The organism is Nitritalea sp., assembly GCF_054166705.1.
Map to the genome: position 1 here is coordinate 18088 of NZ_JBSZCV010000007.1, position 20284 is coordinate 38371.

The window sequence follows — 20284 nt, forward strand, 5'->3', positions numbered from 1 at the left end:
TAAAGGAAAGATTTGGGCTTTGGGCCGTGGCCCAAAAGAGACGGAGGGCTTAGAGCACTTAGGGCTCTAAGTCCAAAATGGTCTGGATGCGGTTTATGCCTTTCAAGCGGGCATGCAGCGCGGCACTGTCGCCACTTTCCAGGGTCCCGCGCAGCTCCTGCAGGTTCGCGATATAGCGGTCCAGAGCATCCAACAGGTGTCTGCGGTTTTCCAAAAAGATGGGGGTCCACATGGCGGGGCTCGACTTGGCCAGTCGCACGGTGGACGCAAACCCGGAACCTGCCATATCGAAAATGTGGCGGTCGTCTTCCATTTTCTGGAGCACCGTCTCGCCAAGCATAAAGGAGGTGGCATGGGAAAGGTGAGACACAAAGGCCAGGTGGCGATCATGCTCCTCTGGCTCCATAAAACGTAACTTCATGTTCAGGGCTTCGAGCAGGGCGTAGGCCTTTTCCTTCAGGTGCAGGTCGGTGCGCTCCATCTCGCAGACGATAAAGACCTTGCGCTCGAGTAGCCCGGCCACGGCCGCACGAGGACCCGAGTATTCCGTCCCTGCGATGGGGTGGCCGGCTAAAAACTGGGCACGCTTCGGGTGCTGGCGCAAGGCCGCACATAAGGCTCCTTTCGTGGAGCCGAGGTCGATGACCAGCGTTTCGGGTCCCACCTGATCTAATACCTGAGCAGCCAGGACGGGGAGGGTATCTACTGGGGTGGCCAGCAGGACAATATCTGTTTCGGCTGGAACGGAAGCTTCGATGCGCTGCACCAGGCCGAGAGCCAAAGCTTCATTCGCATGGTTCGGATTGCTGTCCCAGCCGCTGCGGCTGAGTGTGGGTAGGACTTGCTGTAAGGCTAAGCCGAAGGAGCCTCCTAAAAGTCCGAGGCCGATGATGTGGATATGTTGCATATTACTATTTAGGCGGTGGCGTCTAGGGACCATGCCGCTTTAGATTTCTATTTTATATTCGTTTTTAAAGGGCTACTTGAGGGGCTTTCTTTAGGGTGCCGCCGCATCGATGCGTCGAATGGCTTCCTGGATCGCATCCAGCGGAGCGCAGAGGGAAAGTCGGACGTAGGCTTTGCCGCTAGGCCCAAACACCTCCCCCGGGGTCAAGAAAATATGCTTCTCCCGCAGCAGGCGGTCTACTACCTGGGTGCCAGCCTCCCCCTCCGGAAGGCCCGCCCAGACGAACATGCCGGCGCGGTCCCGCTGAAAGCGCCAGCCCATCCGGACACAAAAGGTCCACAGGGCTTCCCGGCGTTCGGCGTACGCGCTATTCAAGGCAGTATACCAGCTTCTCGGCTGCGAGAGGGCGGCTATGGCACCGAGCTGCAGGCCGTAAAACATGCCGGAATCCATATTGCTCTTCATGCGGAGCACAGCCGCGATCCAATCCGCGCGGCCACAGAGCATGCCTACGCGCCAGCCCGCCATATTGGCTGACTTGCTCAGACTGTTGAGCTCCAGCACACAAGAGGCGGCGCCGCGCAGGGACAGAAAACTTTCTGGCTGCTCTACCAGCACCTGGCTATACGGATTATCGTGGACGAGAACTAGGCCCTTTTCGAGGGCAAAATCCACCAGCAGCTGCCGGGTTTCTGCGCTTCCCACCGCGCCTGTGGGCATGTGCGGGAAATTGGCATAGAGAATTTTTACCTGTGGCCTCCAAGCGGCTTCCAGGGCGGCGGCGCTGGGCTCCCAGCCCTTTTCCTCGCTCAGCGCATAGGGAATGACTTCGGCGCCCAGCATCCGCGCGGCAGCGGCATAGCTGGGGTAGCCCGGGTCAGGGACCATAATAGCATCACCTGGATTCAAAAAGGCCATGGAAAGGTGCATGATCCCCTCTTTAGAGCCCATGAGGGGCAGTATTTCGCTGTCGGCATCCAGCGGAACGCCGTACTGTGTCGCATAATAATCGGCCATGGCTGCACGGAGAGCCGGCAGACCGCTGTAGCTTTGGTAGCCATGCACCTGGGGCTGCCGTGCTGCCGCACAAAGGGCCTCCACTACCTCTGCTGCCGGAGGTAGGTCCGGGCTGCCGATGCCTAGGTGGATCACCCGATGGCCTGCCGCCTCAAGTTGGCGCACCTCCTGCAACTTGCGCTGGAAGTAATACGGCTGGATGGCGGCGTGACGCTGTGCAAAGAGCTTACTCATGCTAATCGATTTTGATAAGTACCAAAGACGGTGACCTGCCCGAAGTTCTCCTCGATGGCGGCTCTTAGCTGCTCCCAAAGCTGGGGCTCTCCGTAGCAGAGGTCCATAAAGAAGGCGTATTCCCAGGGTTTTTGGATCAGGGGAACGGACTGGATTTTACTCAAGTCTGCACCTGCCTCGGCGATAAGGCTGAGCAGGCGTGCCAGGATGCCCGCTTGGTTCGGCATCGCAACTTTTATCGAGGTTTTCCAGGCCCGTTTCTGTTGGTCAGGATGTAGGGCAAGCCCCAGCTGCCAGGCTTTGGGCGAGGTCCTGCTTCGGGAGCTGACGATTACGAAGCGGGTATAATTTTCTTTTACTGTTTGGATATGGGAGGCCAGAATCTGAAGCTCGTAGATGGAGGCTGCCACTTCCGAGGCGATCGCTGCCACCCCCCGAAGCTGCTGCTGCCGAATTCTTTTAGCCACAGTAGCGGTATCGGTATCTGCCTGTGGCTGCAGGTGCGGGTGCTGGGCGAAAAAGGCCTGACACTGCAGGAGGGCCATCGGATGGGAGCGCACCTCGCGGATATGCTGTATATCCTGTCCGGGCAGTGCCATCAGGTGGTGGGCGATGGGCAGGTAATGCTCGTCGCTGATCTGCAGGTGATGGCGGTCGATCAACTCATAATTTGGTAAAATAGCACCTGCGATGGAGTTTTCGATGGCCAGCACACCATAGGCCACCTCTTGGCGGGCCACAGCGCTGGCAACTTCTTCGAAGGTGCTGCATTCCAACACGTGCACATCCTCTCCGAAATAGCGCAGTGCCACTTGGTGGTGGAAAGAGCCGGGCAGCCCTTGGATGGCGACATTACGCGTGCTCATGATGGGGAACTTGAAGGGTGGGATGTAGGCGCGCCAGATGCTTCCAAAAGCTGGGGTAGGATTTATTCACCACTTCGGGGTCTTCTATATGCACGCGGGTGCGGGTCATCAGGGGCATAAAGGCCATGGCCATACGGTGATCGTCGTAGGTGTGGATAAGCACCTCCTGCGGCATCTCGATGCTGGGCGTAAGGGTAAAGGCCCCCGGGCTATCTTCTGTAAGGGTGGCGGACCACTTGCCCAGCTCTTGCTGCAGGGCGGCGATGCGATCTGTCTCTTTTATCCGCAGGCTTTCTAGCCCGGTGAACACCGCGCGCTGCCCGAGGATCGCGCAGGTTACGGCCACCGTTTGGGCCAGGTCGGGGCAGTGCGTAAAATCCCAGGCCTCGAGTCCGAGCACCGCTTGCTTTTCGAGCAGAACGCCCCCCTCCTGGAAAGTACTTTTCACCCCTAAGCGCTCCATGATGGCGACGATGGCGGCATCCCCTTGCAAGCTCTCCGGCTTCAACCCTTCTAAAAAGAGGCTACCTGCCTCTGCGCAGGCCACCAGACTAAACCAGTAGCTGGCCCCAGACCAGTCGGCCTCCACGGCAAAGCGATTCGGCTGATAGGGTTTAGGCGCCACGTGAATTTCGTTTTCGACCCATTGGGCCTCGGCCCCAAAATGCCGCATCAGGGCCAGCGTCATGTCGATATATGTTTTGGAGCCGACTTTACCTTCTAGATGGAGCTGGAGCCCTTCCGGCAAGGTGGGGGCGATGAGTAAAAGAGCCGAGACGTACTGGCTGCTCACATCGCCGCGCACGCTGACGCGGGCACTTCGCTGCTCCTGCATGCCATGGATGGCCAGCGGCGGAAAGCCCTCAGCGCCCAGGTAGTGGATTTCGGCACCCAGCTCTCGCAGGGCATCCACGAGGATTCCGATGGGCCGCTCGCACATACGTGCCGTGCCGGTAATCAATTTTTTCTCTTGGCCTCGGGCCAAAAATGCGGTCAAAAAGCGCATCGTCGTTCCCGCATCGAGCACATCCAAAGAAGGCGGCAGCGTCTGAAGCAAGCGAATCATCGTTTGGGTGTCGCGCGCTTCGGCTAAATTTTCGAGCACACAGTCCGGGCCTGCAAGTGCTTGGATGATCAGGGCGCGGTTACTTTCCGACTTGGAGGCCGGCAAAGGGATGCGCGTATGGGGAAACTGGTTGTGCTGGGGAAGGGTTAATACATCCATAGGTTGGGGGGATTTTCAAGGCAGTTCGAGGGACTGCGCCACATAATAATGAAGGGATTCCTCTACCTCGGCTAAGGTCAGGGGCACCTGAGGGAGCGCCGTACCGATGTCGGCCAGAAGTGCCAGCTGAATCGTGCTGCCGGCATTCTTTTTATCCTGCAGGCAGCGCTCTAGCAGCTGGGGAAATTCTTGCAGTGGAAGGGCCACCTTACCGAAAACATCGAGGAGATAGCGCGTGATCAGGTGCAGGGCTTCCTCAGGAAGGCCGGTATGTTTCCAAGACAAGAAAGCCTCAGCGATCATGCCCAGCGCGATAGCCTCTCCATGCAGTAAGGGCTGTGCAGTTTCCAGAAAGTGGGACTCTACGGCATGGCCGACGGTATGCCCGAAGTTCAGGATGCGGCGTAGCCCTTTTTCTTTCGGGTCTTCCTGTACCACAGCCTGCTTGATGGCTACCGAATGCTGGATGAGCGCTGGCCAGTCCTGTGCCTTCCAGTCGCTGCGACTGCTCAGGGACTGGAAGTAGGCGGCATCCTGAATGAGGCCATGCTTGATGATTTCCGCGAACCCCGAGCGCAGCTCGCGCTCCGGCAGGCTGCTGAGGAAAGTAGCGTCGATCAAAACGCTTTCCGGGTCGGAAAATACACCCAGGTGGTTTTTAAAGCCCATGAAATCAACGCCCAACTTACCCCCTACGCTGGCATCTACCTGGGCGAGGAGGCTGGTGGGCACATTTAGGAAGCGGATGCCCCGCTTGTAGGTGGCAGCACAGAATCCGCCCATATCTCCCGTCACGCCGCCGCCGATATTCAGCAGCAGGGACTGCCTGTCCAGCTGCTGCTCGGTCATCCAGCGCCAAATCTCCATACAGGTCTGCAGGTGCTTCTGCTGCTCACCGGCTGAAAAGGCAAACACGGCATGGGGAGGCAGCACCTCTGCCACCAGCGGATAACAGGCCGCATGGGTGTTCGTATCGCAGAGTACCGCCAAGCTACTGAAGCTGAGCTGCTCCAGCGCTTCGCGCAAATGAGACCGGATGTCGGTCGTAAAAGATACACTCGGAAGTTGCATGTTGTTCGTTTAAGCAAGAAGCAAGTTACGGCTGAAATAGCACTTTTTCAAGTTTTGCTTCCGTTATACCTGCGGAGTTTTGCTGATGGTGGCCTCGCGCAACTGCTTTTCTTGGCGCTTTACGGACTCTTCATGGATGCAGTAAAGCAATTCTTTCATAAACTTTTCGCCGAGGTTTTTTTCGATGCCTTTCTGGGTTCGGGAGTCCATGACGAACTTCCAGCGGTCGGACTGAAAAACGGTAAGGTTATGCTCCCGCTTGTAGGCGCCGATTTGCTCGATGATGGAGAAGCGCTCCTGCAGGAGGTCTAGAAGTTGATCGTCCATATGATCGACGGCCTTTCTAAGGTCGTTCAGACGTTCGTCCGGATTTTCCACCCCGTTTGTTTCTTTAAAGTCGATGGCCGCGAGCAGGGCTTTTAGAGCGGCAGGCGTCACCTGCTGGGCGGCATCAGACCAAGCTTTTTCGGGGTTATGGTGGGTCTCGATCATAAGGCCATCCAAGCCGAAATTAATTGCACGCTGTGCGGTTTCAAGGAGTCCCTCCCGCTTCCCGACGATGTGGCTGGGGTCGTTAATGACTTCCATCCCTTTCCACTCTCTTTTCAGGTGAATGGGCATGGACCAGTTGGGCTTGTTTCGGAATTTTTTATCGTAGGAGTCGGAGAATCCGCGGTGGATGGCAGCGAGTTTCGTGATGCCGACGGCATGAAAACGCTCTAAGGCTCCGATCCACAGCTGCAAGTCGGGATTCATGGGGTTTTTGACCATGACAGGGATATCTGTACCACGCAGCGCCTCGGCGATTTCCTGTACCGCGAAAGGGTTAACGGTGGTGCGCGCACCCACCCAGAGGATATCGATATTATGCTTGAGTGCCTGCTCCACATGGGCGGCATTTCCTACTTCGGTCGTTATCGGAATGTTCAGGTGATGCCGGACGATTTCCATCCAGGGGAGCCCTTCTTCACCGATTCCCTCGAAGGAGCCGGGGCGTGTTCGGGGCTTCCAGATACCCGCACGAAAAACCTTAGGAATCATGTCTTGCGCTTTCATTTCTAGGCAGATTTTTTCTATCTGCTCGGGCGTCTCTGCGCTGCAGGGGCCGGCGATGATCAGTGGGCCCGCTAAGCCTAATCCCCAATCTTTACTTTGTACGTGCGTTTTCATGTGTTACTGGTTTAAAATGTAAAAAGGTCCGACTCTTTCGAATCGGACCTTGCTATCTTGATTATATAAATGTGTTCTTCTTCAAGCGGCAATAGGGAGCTCCGATTCGACTTTTGATCGAAAGTAAAAGTAAAAATAAAAGAAGTAGCGTCCCTGTAGCGTTATCATGCTGTAAATGTAAAAGCTTCCTAATTAAAAAACAAATAAAGAAATGGCCTCTTTTTTACCGGAACACTAAAAAACTGATGAAGATCAGCTTATTTATCGGTTTTCCCTTCAAGCAAAACCACAAAAACAAACATAGAAAACTTTTTAATCAAAAAAACCAAATAAATTTCCGTTTAAAAAATAGTAAGCTCCTTTTCATTTTTTTTCTTTTACAGAAAGCCATCACCAGACGGTGTAGGGCATCACCAAGTCGTTGTGAATAGAGGGCTTCACCAGACGGTGTAGGTCATCACCAGGTCATTTTCGACGAATGGCTTCACTTTATAGAAATGGTTAGAGTGCTCGGTATGATGAATTTGACCGTAGATGAAGGGGGCATTTACAGGAAAGGGATCCAGCAGGATATGTTCACGCAGGCTAATACCCTTTCTGCCCTGGCATTTAAAGATGGTTTCTTTAGCCGACCAGGCCAACGTATAATGCAGGGGGTCCTTCGGAAGGAACTCGAGCTCTTTATCGGAAAGAAATTTCGGCCCGAGACGAAGTGTTTTTTCGCGTACATGATCGATGTCGATGCCAACGGGCATTTCCTGGTGGTAGATGGCGGCGGCAAAGCGCTCGGTATGGGAAAGGGATACGTATCCGATGCCATTCATGCTGTGGGACTTCCCATGGCGATCTTTATAAAACCCGGGGTACACCAAGCCCAGGGCGTCGAGGGATTCTTTTACGGCCACACGTGCTGCCACCCACTCGCGCTGCTTCATGGGATGGGTAATATTCGCGAGGGAGAGGCGCTCGCGAAAGCTAAGAAAGGAGGTATCGGTTTCGAGTACTTCGGGAATTTCTCGTAAAACAAGGGCAGATACGGCACTTATTTTCTCTATTTTTGTTGGTATAGTTTCTTGCTTAAACGCCTTCATAACCCTTTCTTTTTATGGCTGGAATTACTGTAGAAAAACTCCATACCTTAACTGGACATAACGATTGTATTTACACTGTAGTCGCCGGAGCGGATGCACATGCCGTGTATACTGCCGACGGAAATGGCATGGTAGTCTCATGGGATTTACGTCAGCCGGATCCCGGAAAACTGGTAGCGAAAGTACCGAACTCCATCTATGCCCTTACGGTAGATAAAGCGGGTAAGTTGCTGTATCTCGGCCAGAATTTCGAAGGCATTCATGTGATCGATCTCGAAAGGAATAACCAAGTTTGGTCTATAAAAGTTACGAATTCCGCAATATTCGACTTATTTTTAGATGAAAATCTTTTGTACATCGCCACAGGGGATGGGGTGCTCATCGTACTGGACGTCGTGGCTCGGGCCGTAAAAAAACATATCAAAATCTCTGAAAAATCGCTTCGTACGCTGGCCGTATCGGAAAAATATGTAGCCATCGGGGATTCCGAACATGCGCTTACCGTGGTGGAGCGTGGCTCTTTTGCCCCCGTAAAGCGCTTAGAAGGGGCGCATAAAAACTCCATTTTCTCCCTGAAGTTTTCTCCCTGCGGAAAGTATCTGCTCAGCGGAAGTCGGGATGCGCATCTTAAGTTTTGGGATGCGGAAAACTTCGAATGCTTAAACGCAGTGGTGGCGCACATGTATGCCATTAATAGCGTGGCCTTTCATCCCGGGGGCCAGTATTTCGTGAGCGGCAGCATGGATAAATCCGTGAAGGTCTGGCAGCTGGAGGAACAGCGCCTTCTGAAGGTCATCGACAAGGCTCGGCACGCAGGGCATGGGACTTCCATCAACAAGGTCCTGTGGACGGGTTTCGAGGATCAGGTCGTCTCCGTCAGCGATGATCGCAGTGTGTCGGTTTGGAAGATAACGGGTCTCTCCTACCGCTAAAGGCTTAGCGGTCGAAGAAAGAACGGCGACGTGATACCTTCAGATCCTGTAACATCGCAGAATTCACGCGAATGTCAATGTTATAGGAGGTGAAGCGACCGAAAGGAATCCAGTTTACATTCATGGTCCAGCAGTGTAAGTTGCGCGCAATGCCGATCATGGACTGCGTCACCTGCCGCGTAGAGAAATCGATCCCCGAGTTGAAATTGATCTTCCACTTCTCGCTTATACTCACATCTCCATTTAAGTTGAGCGCCTGCGTGAGGTTAGTCATCCCGTTTCCCTGCACACTGTACACGATGTTATAGCCGAAGCCCAGGTTCCAGGGAATCTCCCAGTCGATGTAGAGGGTGGGGTCATTGACAATACGCGTGATCTCGTTTTCCACGAACTCATTCATGACCCCTCCTTGGTTGATAAAGTCATTGGTCAACTCATCACGCATCTGCCCCGGGTTTCGGTCTCCTCTCCTGGGATTTAAACTTCCGGTAACGTTCAGCGTGGCATTGCGAAGCCGTGCCAGCCCCTGACCCCGCGTAAAGGCAAACTCATTAATACGGCGTGTAATCTCTTGCCCCTGGGCATTCCGGAAAGTACCCGAAGCGTAGGGATCAAAGGTAGCGGAGAGGTTGACATTCAACTTATTATCAAAGAATGCCGTCCGCGTATTGATGTTGACAGGGGCTAACTGAAAAGAGTCAGCAGCAAAATTATAATTGGTAGCGATGTTTAAGGTTTGAAGAATCGGGATTTTACGGGTACGATTCGCCGCCGTATCACTTTTATTTATCAGCTTAGCCTCCACCGTATTTCGGATATTAATCCCCAGGGAGCGGGCTTCGCCCAAAGGTGCCGAGCCGAAAACAAAGCCTTGGTGGCGAGAAAATAGCTGCGTATTGCCTAAGCTATCGGTTTGTACCCGCTGAAAAAAGCCACGCTGTGGGTCCGAGAAATCCGGGGTAAAGTTAAAGCTAAAGGTCGGCTGCATGTGATGCCGAATGGTCTCTATACTTTTCGAGCGCTTGAATTTATAAAACCCATAAATATTCGTATTTAAAGCAAAAGAGCTGTTGAAAAAATTCACGCGATTAAAGCCTTGCTCGACATTACGATCTACTCGCTGCTCGGCTGGGTTAAAGAAATAATTGATGCGTTCCAAATACCAGAGCTCGGTATAGTTTACCGCCGCAGTTCCTGTAAAATACTTAAACAAGGTAAAGTTTGAGGTGATCGGTATGGTATTGCGTGCCCCATTATTCGCATCTCGAAGCAGCTGGGGCAAGTTCGCCAGGGTGAAATCCAAGAAATTTTGCTCCTGCTGTAAGTTTTGAGACTGCAGAAAGGCATCCGAGACTACCCCGATCTGCTGCTGCTCCCTATTGGTGATCGTATTCGTTAAATTAAAGTTATAGGCGATGTTTAGCGTACGGATCGGCTCAAACTTGGCATTTCGGAAAGGCGACTGCCGGTTCATGTTTACCGCTATATCGGGAAGTATCAGGTTTACCTCATTTGTCTGCACGTTTTGAGAATGCCGTAAGTTGGCCGACATACTAAAAGGCGTGCCGGCGAAGGTCTTGCTATAGGCGATGTTCGACGAAAATTCCGCATTGATATTTTGCTGGAAGTTATTTCGGATCACCACATCGTTATAATTTGTGCTCCCGGCATTTACAGATGCTGAAAAACGGCTATTGCCGCGTGCCTCCGGGGTATGCTGCCAGGTCACCCAGGTGGTGGAAAAATCTAGCGGGTTTGCCTCGGTAATATCACTGGTGATGCGCTGGAAGTCCACGTTAAAGCTCCCTCCATAGCGGTAGCGCTTTTTATAGGCGGAAGCGGCATTTACTCCCCAGCCCCCTCGGGAATACACTTCTCCGGTCAGGCGCGTGTGTACGTAGTCGTTAAAGGCAAAGTAATACCCGAAGTTCCGCAAGAAAAAACCGCGCACCTGCTCTTGTCCGTAGGACGGAAAAATAATACCGGAAGCCTTTTCATCGGGGGTGTCGGGAATGATGCCAAAAGGCAGGCCGATCGGCGTCGGAATATCATTAAAGTAGAGGTTAAAGGGCCCCGTGACCACCTGTTTACCGCGTACGGATTTGATTTTGGCGGCATTGATGTGCCAGTGGGGCTCCGCCAAATTACAGGTAGTATAAAAGCCCTTATCCATGTAGATACTCCCGTCGGTGGTTTTTTTGATGGTCTCCCCGCGCAAGAGGCCATCCTGCTGCTCGGTCACCACATCCTTGATGATGGCTTTTTGGGACTTTATATTGTAGCGCATCTCCTTTCGGATCTCATAGGTGCTCTGCCCCTCCTTAAAGATGGGGTTTCCCTGCACCACTCCTGTGGAGTCTACAATGCCCGACGCATAGATTTCGCTTTTATTCTGATCGATGATGATTAAATCTGCATCTAATCGTATATTTCCGTATTCAAACCAGGCATCGTTATACAAATATATTTTCCCAGTAACGAAGTCGGTGATGATCGAGTCTTCGGCGTAATAGTTGATAGTGGTCTGAATATCTCCCTTAGGCCTTACGGCAGTACTGTCATTCGGGGGAATCGAATCCGGAAAGTCCACGAGTAGGCTATCCAGGTTCAGGTCCAGTTCTGGGCGCTCCTGACCTGGCACGGGCAAGGTGTCCGGAGCCACTAAAGGGCGCTCGACGTTTCTTCTGCTCCGGCTTTGGCCCATGGCCAGATCCGAAAGCATGCAGAGTGCGAGAAGAAGCAATAAGAACTGGTGTTTACGCACTGAATTCTTCGTGTTTATATAAAAATTGTTGAATTTTGCCCGTGCAAAGTTAATGGTATTTAATGCTTATGAAACGTATCCGGCTTAAAAATATTCTATTCCTCGCTTGCTTGACGCTGGCTTTTCTTTTAAGTGCTTTTCAGCCTACGGGGCCGATGGCTCCCAACTATAAATTGCGGCGCATCGTTATCGACGCAGGCCATGGAGGAAAGGATCCGGGAACAGTGGGTGCGGTTTCTAAGGAAAAGGACATCGCCCTAAAAGTAGCCTTGCAGGTGGGCAAGTATGTAGAGGAGCTGCTGCCGGATGTAGAGGTGATCTACACGCGAAAAACGGATGTTTTTATCGGGCTGAAGGAGCGCTCCAACATCGCCAACCGAAATCGAGCGGATCTTTTTATTTCCATCCACTGTAACGCCTCCCCCTCCCGGGCGGCCTATGGCACGGAAACCTTCGTGATGGGAACGAAAAATTTCGAGTCCAACTTTGATATCGTCAAGCGGGAAAATGCGGTGCTGCTGCTCGAAGAGGACAACCAGGAAACCTACGAGGGCTTCGATCCGACTTCTCCGGAGTCTTATATTTTATTTAACTTCACCCAAAAGGCCTACATCCATAATAGCATCTCGCTGGCCGATAAAATCGAGACCGATTTCAGGACACGCGTAAATCGGCATAGTCGAGGGGTGAAGCAGGCGCCTTTTTGGGTGCTGTGGAGCACGAGCATGCCTTCGGTGCTGATCGAGCTGGGCTTTCTGTCGAATGCGAATGAGGAGCGCTACCTGAACACGAAAGAGGGGCAAGTTTATTTGGCTTCAGCCATCTATCGTTCCATAAAAGCGTATAAAGAGGAAGTGGAAGCCTTGTAGGCAAAACAAAAGAATCAGGGCTTTTCTGTAAAAGCATTTCTATGGGCCGCATTAATTCTTTAATTTAGCCCGAGATATCTACTAAACCCGAATAACTTTATGAATATCGAGTTCAATAGGAACGAAGACCAGCAGAAGCAGTTGCTCTTCCAGCTGCGTTCGCGCTTGGATAAAATCAAGCTTGGCGGCGGAGAAAAACGTATCGAGAAAGAGCATGCGAAGGGCAAGCTAACTGCCCGGGAGCGTATCGACTACCTGATCGATGATCCACAAGATTTTTTAGAGATCGGCGCACTAGCCGCCTACGGCATGTATGCTGAGCAGGGCGGCTGTCCGGCAGCGGGGGTAGTGGCCGGCATCGGCAAAATTCAAGGCAGAACGGCCATGATCGTAGCCAATGATGCTACCGTAAAGGCGGGGGCCTGGTTCCCGATGACAGCCAAGAAAAACTTACGCGCACAGGAGATCGCCATGGAAAACCGCATCCCGATCGTCTACCTGGTGGACTCAGCGGGGGTGTACCTCCCGATGCAAAACGAGATTTTCCCCGATAAGGAGCATTTCGGTAGGCAGTTTCGAAATAATGCGAAACTGTCTTCCATGGGCATCGTACAGATCGCTGCCATCATGGGCTCCTGCGTAGCAGGAGGCGCCTACCTGCCGATCATGTCGGATGAGGCCCTGATCGTAGATAAAACCGGCTCCATCTTTTTAGCCGGCTCCTACTTGGTGAAGGCCGCCATCGGAGAACAGGTAGATAATGAAACCCTGGGCGGCGCCACGACACACTGCGAAATTTCCGGGGTCACCGACAATAAATTTCCCGACGATCCCAGTTGCCTCGACGCCATCAAAAACATTTTTAGCACCCTAGGTGAGCCCGAAAACGCTGGCTTTAACCGCAGCGAGCCGAAAGCCCCTAAGGGCGATATGGAAACGCTCTACGGCGATTTTCCTGCCGACAGGGTGAAGCCCTACGATATGCGTAAGATCCTCGCGCATCTGGTGGATGACAGCGCCTTCGACGAATATAAAAAAGATTACGGCAAGACCCTCATTTGCGCCACGGCGCGAATCGACGGCTGGGCCGTGGGGATCATCGCCAACCAGCGTACCGTCGTAAAAAACAAGAAAGGAGAAATGCAGATGGGCGGGGTGATCTACTCGGATTCTGCGGATAAGGCGGCCCGCTTTATCATGAACTGCAACCAGCGTAAGATCCCCTTAGTCTTCCTTCAAGACGTCAGTGGCTTCATGGTGGGCAGCAAGTCCGAGCATGGGGGCATCATCAAGGATGGTGCGAAGATGGTGAATGCCATGGCCAATTCTGTGGTACCCAAGTTCACCATCATTCTAGGGAATAGCTATGGCGCCGGAAACTATGCCATGTGCGGAAAGGCCTATGACCCGCGCCTCATTTACACTTGGCCTACCGGCCAAATGGCGGTGATGTCCGGTGCCTCCGCTGCGAAGACCCTGCTGCAGATCAAGGTGGCCTCCCTTAAAGCGGCCGGAGAGACGATCACAGAAGCAGATGAAAAACGCCTGCTCGAGGAAATCTCGGCTAAATACGAAGAAGAGCTGAGCCCCTACTATGCCGCCTCCAGGCTTTGGGTGGACGGAATTATCGACCCGAAAGACACCCGACGCGTCATCAGCCGCGGGATCGAGGCCGCCAACCATGCCCCTATCCGCGAAGCCTTTAATGTAGGCGTCATCCAAACGTAAGCAGAGAGAAAAAACACTTTAATGCCTCAAGGCCCTAGACATAAGCTGGAAAAATAAACTTTTGAGCTTCAAGGGCCTAGACGGGAGCCGGAACCTTATGGTTTTCGCTCCCGTTTTTTAAGGTATGGAAGCGCCGCTAACCGACCAAGAATTAAATGCCCTGATTTCCCTGCTAGACGATGAGGACAGAGAAGTAAAAGAACACGTGCGTGGTCGCCTTTTGGCCCTAGGGGCCGACCTGATCCCTTACCTCGAAAACCAGTGGGAAAGCAGTTTTAACCCTAGCATCCAAAAAGAGCTGGAAGAGCTGATCCATGACCTGCAGTTCGCGCAACTGAAAACGCGACTCCAGACCTGGGCAGCTTCCGAGCGGCGGGACCTGCTGGAAGGGCTTTGGTTGGTGAACACTTACCTCTATCCGGACCTCAGCCTGGAGCAGCTGAATGCGAAGCTCCAACAGCTTTACTTCGATGTGTGGAGTAATTTTTCAGATGAAGGCGATGCTGTAGAACAGGTGCAGCTGCTGAATCACTTGCTTTTCTCTCGGCTGCGCTTCTCGGCGAATACAAAAAATTTCCACGCCCCCTCAAATAATATGTTGCACCAGGTCCTGGAAAGCCGAAAGGGGAATCCGATCAGCCTCAGCATGGTGTACTTGCTGGTGGCGAACCGCCTGGGGCTGCCTGTTTTTGGGGTGAATTTACCGAATCTGTTTGTGCTGACCTATAAGTTCGATGGGCAGCAGTTTTACATCAATCCCTTCAACAAGGGTATTCTTTTCTCGCGGAAGGATGTGGAGCATTACCTGGAGCACCTGCGCCTGCCGGCCAAGGATAGTTATTTCGAGCCCTGTGACAGCATGGCCATCATCCGGCGCTTTTTCCGAAACTTGGGACTTTCTTTCGAGAAATTAGGAAATCCGGAGCGGGTGGAGGAAATTCGGGAGCTGCTACGCCTTCTTCAGGGTGAGGAGGACAGATCTTAAACGCAACTATGATGCCCATACGCCCGCTTGTGCACACCGCCGCTTACCTCTTCATGCTGGGGATGAACTATGCCTTTGCTTCTGGTGCGGCGAGCCGCAAAACCGTCGGCGAAGTCTCCGCTTTATACACGACAGCGCTCACACCGGCGGGCTTCGCTTTTAGCATTTGGGGCATCATCTACTTGGGTTTGGGCTTGGTGCTACTGGCTGAATGGCGCGGCTATGCGAAGGGACGCGGAGAGACCGCATCGGCTATACTCTGGCCTTGGTTTTTAGCCACGCACCTGTTGAACTCCGCCTGGATCGTAGCTTGGACCTCAGAGGGGATAGCGGTAGCATTGCTCCTCATTTTCGGGCTTCTCTTCAGTATTTTACGCCTCATCCGTCGGCTGCATCTACACAAAAAGGAAGCCGCATTCGGTCGGCTACAGCCTTGGCTAAGCGGCGCCATTGGCCTCTATGCCGGTTGGGTGATCGCAGCTACGGTCTTGAATGCTTCCAGCCTGGCGGGCACCTATGCAGGAGACTGGCAAGAGGACGCCTTTTGGCCCTTTCTGATTTTAGGCATCGCCGTACTGCTCTACCTGCTGACCTTTCGGCTTCTACCCGCCCCTGGTAGCCTGTTTCTTGCTGGCGCTTGGGCTTTTTGGGGCATTGCGAAGGGAGAAGCAGGAAAGGCGAGTGCACTCGGGGACTTTGCCACCGGCCTCGCCCTTCTTTTTCTTGGAATCTTTGTTTTCGTTTTCTTTTGGCGCTGGCGCCAAAGGCAAAAGCAAAAAGCGGACGGCCGCAGCCTAGTTTAGGGGCCTGTGGCTAGCGCTTGAACTCCACTTCTACGAGGACAGGAAAGTGGTCGGAAGCATATTTTTTTCCATAATGATCACTGAGCACTCCATAACGTTTGGTTTTAAAGTGCTCACTCACCCAGATATAGTCGATTCTTCTGTCAGGCAGCATGTCCCAGTTGAAGGCATTAAAGGTCCCCACTGGTCCATGGGGGGGCAGTTCACTCACCTTAAAGGTATCGTGGAGGCGTTCTTCCTGATCCAGCAGAGCATAGGCTGCATTATCTGGACTCACATTAAAATCTCCCATCAGGACAACCGCCTCACCGGGCGCCACCTGTTCGCTGATGCGCTGCAGGATCAGCTGGGTACTTTCCAGCCGCGCCTGCTGACCGACATGGTCGAAGTGCACATTAAAGACCCAAAAGCGATCACCTTCCCGCGTTTCGAATTGGCCCCAGGTACAGATACGCTCCATGGCAGCGTCCCAGCCTACGCTAGGTTTTTCGGGTGTGGGTGAAAGCCAGAAGTCCCCGTTTTCTAAGAGACGAAATTTTTCGGGATTATATAAGATCGCCGAATGCTCTCCTTTCGCTTGGCCATCGTCACGGCCCACGCCGATGGAGGCAAAGCCCAGCCCTTCGCGAAGGTCTTCTAGCTGATTGGCAAGCCCCTCCTGGGTGCCGATCAGGTCCATGTTATGGAAGCGGATAAGGCTAAGCATATGGGGCAGGCGGTCCTGCCATAAATTCCCCTTATCGCCAGGGTTATCGAAGCGCAGGTTATAGGTGGCCAGCTGGTAGCTTTGGGCCGAGGCGCAGATGGCGGATAACAGGAGCCAGCTACAGGCTAGTGTGCAAACAAAAATACGCATGTCATCTAGGGTTATAGGTTATTTAACTTGTATTCGAGCGGGCCTTACTTTTCCCAGTAAATCTGCACGCTTTGAAGATTTTCCGCGTTCGGCCCGACCATCAGGTCAAAGGCGCCCTCCTCCCAGTCAAACTCCAGGGCATAGTTGTAGAACTTTAGGTCTTCAGGCTGAATACGAAAAACGACTTCGCGGCTTTCACCAGGTGCCAGGCGGATTTTTTGAAAGCCTTTCAATTCTTTTACAGGCCGCGTGATGCTGCCGACGAGGTCGCGGATATAGAGCTGAACCACTTCTGCTGCCTCATAGTCACCGGTATTTTGCAGTGTGGTCCGCAGTTCCAGCACCTCTTCTTCTCCTTTCAAGCGCTCTTTATTTACCTTAGGTGCGCTAAGGGTAAAGGTACTGTAACTGAGACCATAACCAAAGGGAAAGAGAGGCGTATTCGGCCGATCGAGGTAATTAGAGCGAAATTTCCGAAACCACTCTCCATCGGGTAGCGGTCGTCCCGTATTTTTATGATTGTAATGCAGCGGTATCTGGCCTACGTGTCTGGGAAAGGTCATGGAAAGTTTGCCCGAGGGGCTTTCGCTGCCGAAAAGCACATCTGCGATAGCATCACCAGCCTCAGACCCCGGAAACCAAACACACAAGATCGCATCTGCGAGCGACAGCACTTCGCTTAGATCCAAGGGTCTTCCAGTAAAAAGCAGGAGGACCACCGGCTTGCCCGTGGCCTGTAAGACTTCCAGCAGGCGCCTTTGGTTGGCTTGTAGTCTGATGTCTGTCAGGCTGGAGGATTCTCCGCTCATTTCAGCCGACTCTCCGAGTGCTGCCACGATCACATCTGCACTTTCTGCCACCTTTAGCGCCTCTGCAATTAATTCTTCTTCGGGGCGCTCATCGCGGTAGGTGGGTTTTCCGAAAATGCTAACGCGGCTTTCCAGCGCTGCGGATTCGGCGACATTAGCCCCGCGGGCCACCGTAACGGCACCATCCTGTAGCAGGGCGCGGCGTAGGCCTTCCTCCACCGAAACCGAGGCTGAGGTGCGCGCTGTTATACTCCAAGTGCCCACCATATTCTCCACATTATCGGCCATAGGCCCGATTAGAGCGATTTTTTGGGTAGGCGCTAAGGGGAGCAGTTGCGCTTTATTTTGGAGCAAAACGAAGGATTCCACGGCTACCTTTCGGGCAAAAGCACGATGTTCGGCTGTAAAAATGGGGCGCTCTGCGGTGTTTTGAGCCCCTCCATAGCGGAAAGGATCTTCGAAGAGGCCGAGGCGGGATTTGGCGATCAACACGCGGCGGCAGGCTTGGTCGATTTCAGCCTCTGTGATGCGGCCGGCCTCTAGGGAGGTTTTAAGGGTGGTCAGAAAGCCTTCGCCCACCATATCCATGTCCACGCCGGCGCGAAGTGCCAGCGCAGAGACTGTTTCCAGATCGCCTATGCCATGGTCGACCATCTCGTTTATGGCGGTGTAGTCAGTAACGATAAAGCCGTCAAAGCCCCATCGCTCGCGCAGCACCTCATGGAGTAGCCAGCGATTCGCACTGGCGGGAATGCCATCCACTTCATTAAAAGAAGTCATCACACTGCCCACACCCGCATCGATCGCTGCTTTATAGGGGGGGAAATATTCATTAAACATGCGCAGCCGACTCATGTCCACGGTGTTATAATCTCTACCTGCTTCTCCTGCCCCGTAGAGGGCAAAATGTTTCAGGCAGGCCATCAGGGTTTGGGCATCTGCCAAATCCTCCCCCTGATAGCCTTTTACCATAGCTGCTGCGATTAGGGAGGCGAGGTAGGGATCTTCGCCGCTCCCCTCGGAGACACGACCCCAGCGCGGGTCTCTGCTGATGTCTGTCATGGGGGAAAAGGTCCAGGCGATTCCATCTGCTGCTGCCTCGCGAGCAGCGATCTGGGCACTAGCTTCTACCAGCTCCATGTTCCAGGTGGTAGAAAGGCCGATAGGAATAGGGAAAATGGTTTCGTAGCCATGGATGACGTCCATGCCGAAAAGTAAGGGGATGCCGAGGCGGCTTTCGCGGAGGGCACCCTCTTGGATGGGACGAATTTTATCGGCTCCTTTCACATTAAAGATCCCCCCGATATGGCCTGCCTGCACCTTTTGGAGCACATCGCTGCTTTCTCGCTCCCCAGTGGTCGCATCCCCCCCAGCGGAGAGGTTGAGCTGACCGATTTTTTCCTCCAAGGTCATCAGCTGGAGCAGGGAGTCGGCCCTGTGTTCATGGCGGCTCAAGTCCTGGGAATGGGTCTGCTGGCCCTGAATAGGCAAAGCGCTGCCCATGGCGAGGCAAAAGCCCACCAAAAGAAGTAAATATTTCATGCGAATCGTTTAAAAGGTGAAGCCCAGTGTTTGCAGTCCATTTTGCACCTCTGGTGCACGCATAAACAAGTCCCAAAGCAAGCCGGAGCGGTGATTTTCCATCATGACGACGATAGGCCCCTGATCGATGGCCAGGTAGCGCTGCGGAAACCAGTCGTGCTCTTCGCTGAAGGCATCGTAGAAGCCATAGGGGCCGAATACCTTTTCGCCGAGGGCTTCGTACCAGTAGTGCATGGCCTCCTGGCTGTATTCAGGGGTGTAGGGCATCGAGCTAAGTGCTGCTGTAGGGCTGATGACTCCCTTATCGGTTTTTTCTCCCGGCTTATGACCGGAGTAGCCGTTTACCGAATAGCTGGAGGTAAGCCCCCAGGACTGCGGGCCATAGCCTTTGTAGCCTAAGGGATTTTCTACGCACCAAGCGCGATTAATCAGGGTATGGTTGACATTATGCTCCCAGTAAGACGCTGCATAGCGGTCGGACAGCCGGCGTGGGTCTAAGCCCAGAAAGGAATAATGCGCCCAGAAAAGCGGGCCGCCAAGCTCGGGATTCCCATTATGCCTAAGGGCAAGGTGATGCCCGAATGCCTCATGCGCTGGATCCTGGGTGATCGTGCCTTCCCGGGTCCAGCCTTCATGATAGGCAGATGCGGGGATGGGAAAGGTGGGGGATGAGGCCCCTAACACATAGACGATCAGACACTCGTCATAGCCACGGATGGGCAGGTTCATTTCCCAACCATTTTTTGGGCTCCAGTGCCAGTAAATCACATCCTGACCGTTCCGGTAGAAGTCGAAATTGACCGCTTTCCAGAGTGCATTAATCCGCGCTTGGATATTCGCCTCGCGCTCTTGACTCGCTTCCATGTATTCTCGGAAAGTGAGGAGGCCCTGTAGTAAAAAGGAAGTTTCCACCATATCTCCTCCATCATCTTTCGGGCTGAAGGGCTTTACTTTTCCTGTATCCCCATACCACCAGTGCGGGAAGGCCCCTTGGAAGCGATCGGCTGTCTCTAGGAAGTTTAGGATTTTTTCCATGCGGGCCAGGCCCTCACTGCGGGTGATAAAGCCCCGCTCCATGCCGACGATAAGTGCTAAGATACCGAAGCCACTGCCTCCGGAGGTGACCACGTTTTGGTCGTTTTGGGGGTAGTCCCCATCGATGTGAATGCGCTCCCGGGCCATTCCAGAGTTGGGCTCGGCACCTTCCCAGAAATACTGAAAAGTGCGGTATTGTACCAAGTTGAATAGCGAGTCTGTGGATAGCCTCGTGACCTCTTCTTGGTCAGCAGCCTCTTCCCTTTGATCGGGATTTTGACAGGAAAAGGACGCTGTCAGCAGCACTAGGCAGGCAAAGAGATAGGTTGGAGTCGATGAAAATAATTTCATGTGAAGGTAGAGAGGGTTTAGTTTTAGCA

General features: G+C 53.3%; 16 protein-coding genes. 5 read left to right on the forward strand and 11 right to left on the reverse strand.

Translation table 11 applies throughout. The features are described 5' to 3' along the window. Positions 1 to 58: 58 nt before the first annotated feature. The 7 genes from ACXIT9_RS03420 to ACXIT9_RS03450 form a co-directional block, all read right to left on the reverse strand. Positions 59 to 907, reverse strand: coding sequence for a prephenate dehydrogenase (locus tag ACXIT9_RS03420; protein ID WP_458054847.1), 849 nt, complete (start codon positions 905 to 907; stop codon positions 59 to 61). 90 nt (positions 908 to 997) lie between these two features. Beyond that, on the reverse strand, positions 998 to 2158 hold the full coding sequence (locus ACXIT9_RS03425; RefSeq protein WP_458054848.1) for a pyridoxal phosphate-dependent aminotransferase: 1161 nt from the start codon (positions 2156 to 2158) through the stop codon (positions 998 to 1000). Continuing rightward, complete coding sequence (locus ACXIT9_RS03430; protein WP_458054849.1) at positions 2155 to 3024, reverse strand: prephenate dehydratase; 870 nt, start codon at positions 3022 to 3024, stop codon at positions 2155 to 2157. The genes ACXIT9_RS03425 and ACXIT9_RS03430 overlap by 4 nt, the downstream gene beginning before the upstream one ends. Next, complete coding sequence (locus tag ACXIT9_RS03435) at positions 3011 to 4249, reverse strand: 3-phosphoshikimate 1-carboxyvinyltransferase (protein ID WP_458054850.1); 1239 nt, start codon at positions 4247 to 4249, stop codon at positions 3011 to 3013. Before ACXIT9_RS03435 ends, ACXIT9_RS03430 begins: the two co-directional genes overlap by 14 nt. Positions 4250 to 4264: 15 nt before the next feature. Beyond that, the gene (gene aroB / locus ACXIT9_RS03440) at positions 4265 to 5320 is read right to left on the reverse strand and encodes a 3-dehydroquinate synthase (RefSeq protein ID WP_458054851.1); all 1056 of its coding nucleotides are present in this window, start codon (positions 5318 to 5320) and stop codon (positions 4265 to 4267) included. Positions 5321 to 5383: 63 nt separating this feature from the next. Beyond that, on the reverse strand, positions 5384 to 6490 hold the full coding sequence (locus tag ACXIT9_RS03445) for a chorismate mutase (RefSeq protein WP_458054852.1): 1107 nt from the start codon (positions 6488 to 6490) through the stop codon (positions 5384 to 5386). A 437-nt stretch (positions 6491 to 6927) separates the two neighbouring features. Further along, the gene (locus ACXIT9_RS03450) at positions 6928 to 7581 is read right to left on the reverse strand and encodes a 4'-phosphopantetheinyl transferase family protein (protein ID WP_458054853.1); all 654 of its coding nucleotides are present in this window, start codon (positions 7579 to 7581) and stop codon (positions 6928 to 6930) included. A 14-nt stretch (positions 7582 to 7595) separates the two neighbouring features. Between ACXIT9_RS03450 and ACXIT9_RS03455 the strand changes: the two genes are divergently transcribed. Then, a complete protein-coding gene (locus ACXIT9_RS03455) occupies positions 7596 to 8513 on the forward strand; it encodes a WD40 repeat domain-containing protein (RefSeq protein ID WP_458054854.1) in 918 nt (305 codons plus the stop codon). Between the two features lie 4 nt (positions 8514 to 8517). Here ACXIT9_RS03455 and ACXIT9_RS03460 read toward each other — a convergent pair whose 3' ends face one another. Further along, positions 8518 to 11235: a putative LPS assembly protein LptD gene (locus ACXIT9_RS03460; RefSeq protein ID WP_458054929.1), complete on the reverse strand. Its 2718-nt coding sequence runs from the start codon at positions 11233 to 11235 to the stop codon at positions 8518 to 8520. 104 nt (positions 11236 to 11339) lie between these two features. On the opposite strand from ACXIT9_RS03460, the gene ACXIT9_RS03465 reads away from it, so the two are divergent. The 4 genes from ACXIT9_RS03465 (at position 11340) to ACXIT9_RS03480 (ending at position 15662) form a co-directional block, all read left to right on the forward strand. Then, on the forward strand, positions 11340 to 12146 hold the full coding sequence (locus ACXIT9_RS03465; protein ID WP_458054855.1) for an N-acetylmuramoyl-L-alanine amidase family protein: 807 nt from the start codon (positions 11340 to 11342) through the stop codon (positions 12144 to 12146). Between the two features lie 99 nt (positions 12147 to 12245). Then, positions 12246 to 13874, forward strand: a complete 1629-nt coding sequence (locus tag ACXIT9_RS03470; protein WP_458054856.1) for an acyl-CoA carboxylase subunit beta — start codon at positions 12246 to 12248, stop codon at positions 13872 to 13874. Positions 13875 to 13998: 124 nt separating this feature from the next. Then, positions 13999 to 14859: a transglutaminase-like domain-containing protein gene (locus ACXIT9_RS03475; RefSeq protein WP_458054857.1), complete on the forward strand. Its 861-nt coding sequence runs from the start codon at positions 13999 to 14001 to the stop codon at positions 14857 to 14859. Positions 14860 to 14867: 8 nt separating this feature from the next. After that, positions 14868 to 15662, forward strand: a complete 795-nt coding sequence (locus ACXIT9_RS03480) for a hypothetical protein (protein ID WP_458054858.1) — start codon at positions 14868 to 14870, stop codon at positions 15660 to 15662. A gap of 10 nt (positions 15663 to 15672) precedes the next feature. Here the strand turns inward: ACXIT9_RS03480 and ACXIT9_RS03485 are convergent, their stop codons facing one another. The 3 genes from ACXIT9_RS03485 to ACXIT9_RS03495 are packed head-to-tail and all read right to left on the reverse strand — an operon-like array spanning position 15673 to position 20255. Next, complete coding sequence (locus tag ACXIT9_RS03485; RefSeq protein WP_458054859.1) at positions 15673 to 16518, reverse strand: endonuclease/exonuclease/phosphatase family protein; 846 nt, start codon at positions 16516 to 16518, stop codon at positions 15673 to 15675. Positions 16519 to 16562: 44 nt separating this feature from the next. Next, complete coding sequence (gene bglX, locus ACXIT9_RS03490; RefSeq protein ID WP_458054860.1) at positions 16563 to 18869, reverse strand: beta-glucosidase BglX; 2307 nt, start codon at positions 18867 to 18869, stop codon at positions 16563 to 16565. Positions 18870 to 18878: 9 nt separating this feature from the next. Beyond that, a complete protein-coding gene (locus tag ACXIT9_RS03495) occupies positions 18879 to 20255 on the reverse strand; it encodes a glucoamylase family protein (RefSeq protein WP_458054861.1) in 1377 nt (458 codons plus the stop codon). Positions 20256 to 20284: the final 29 nt, after the last annotated feature.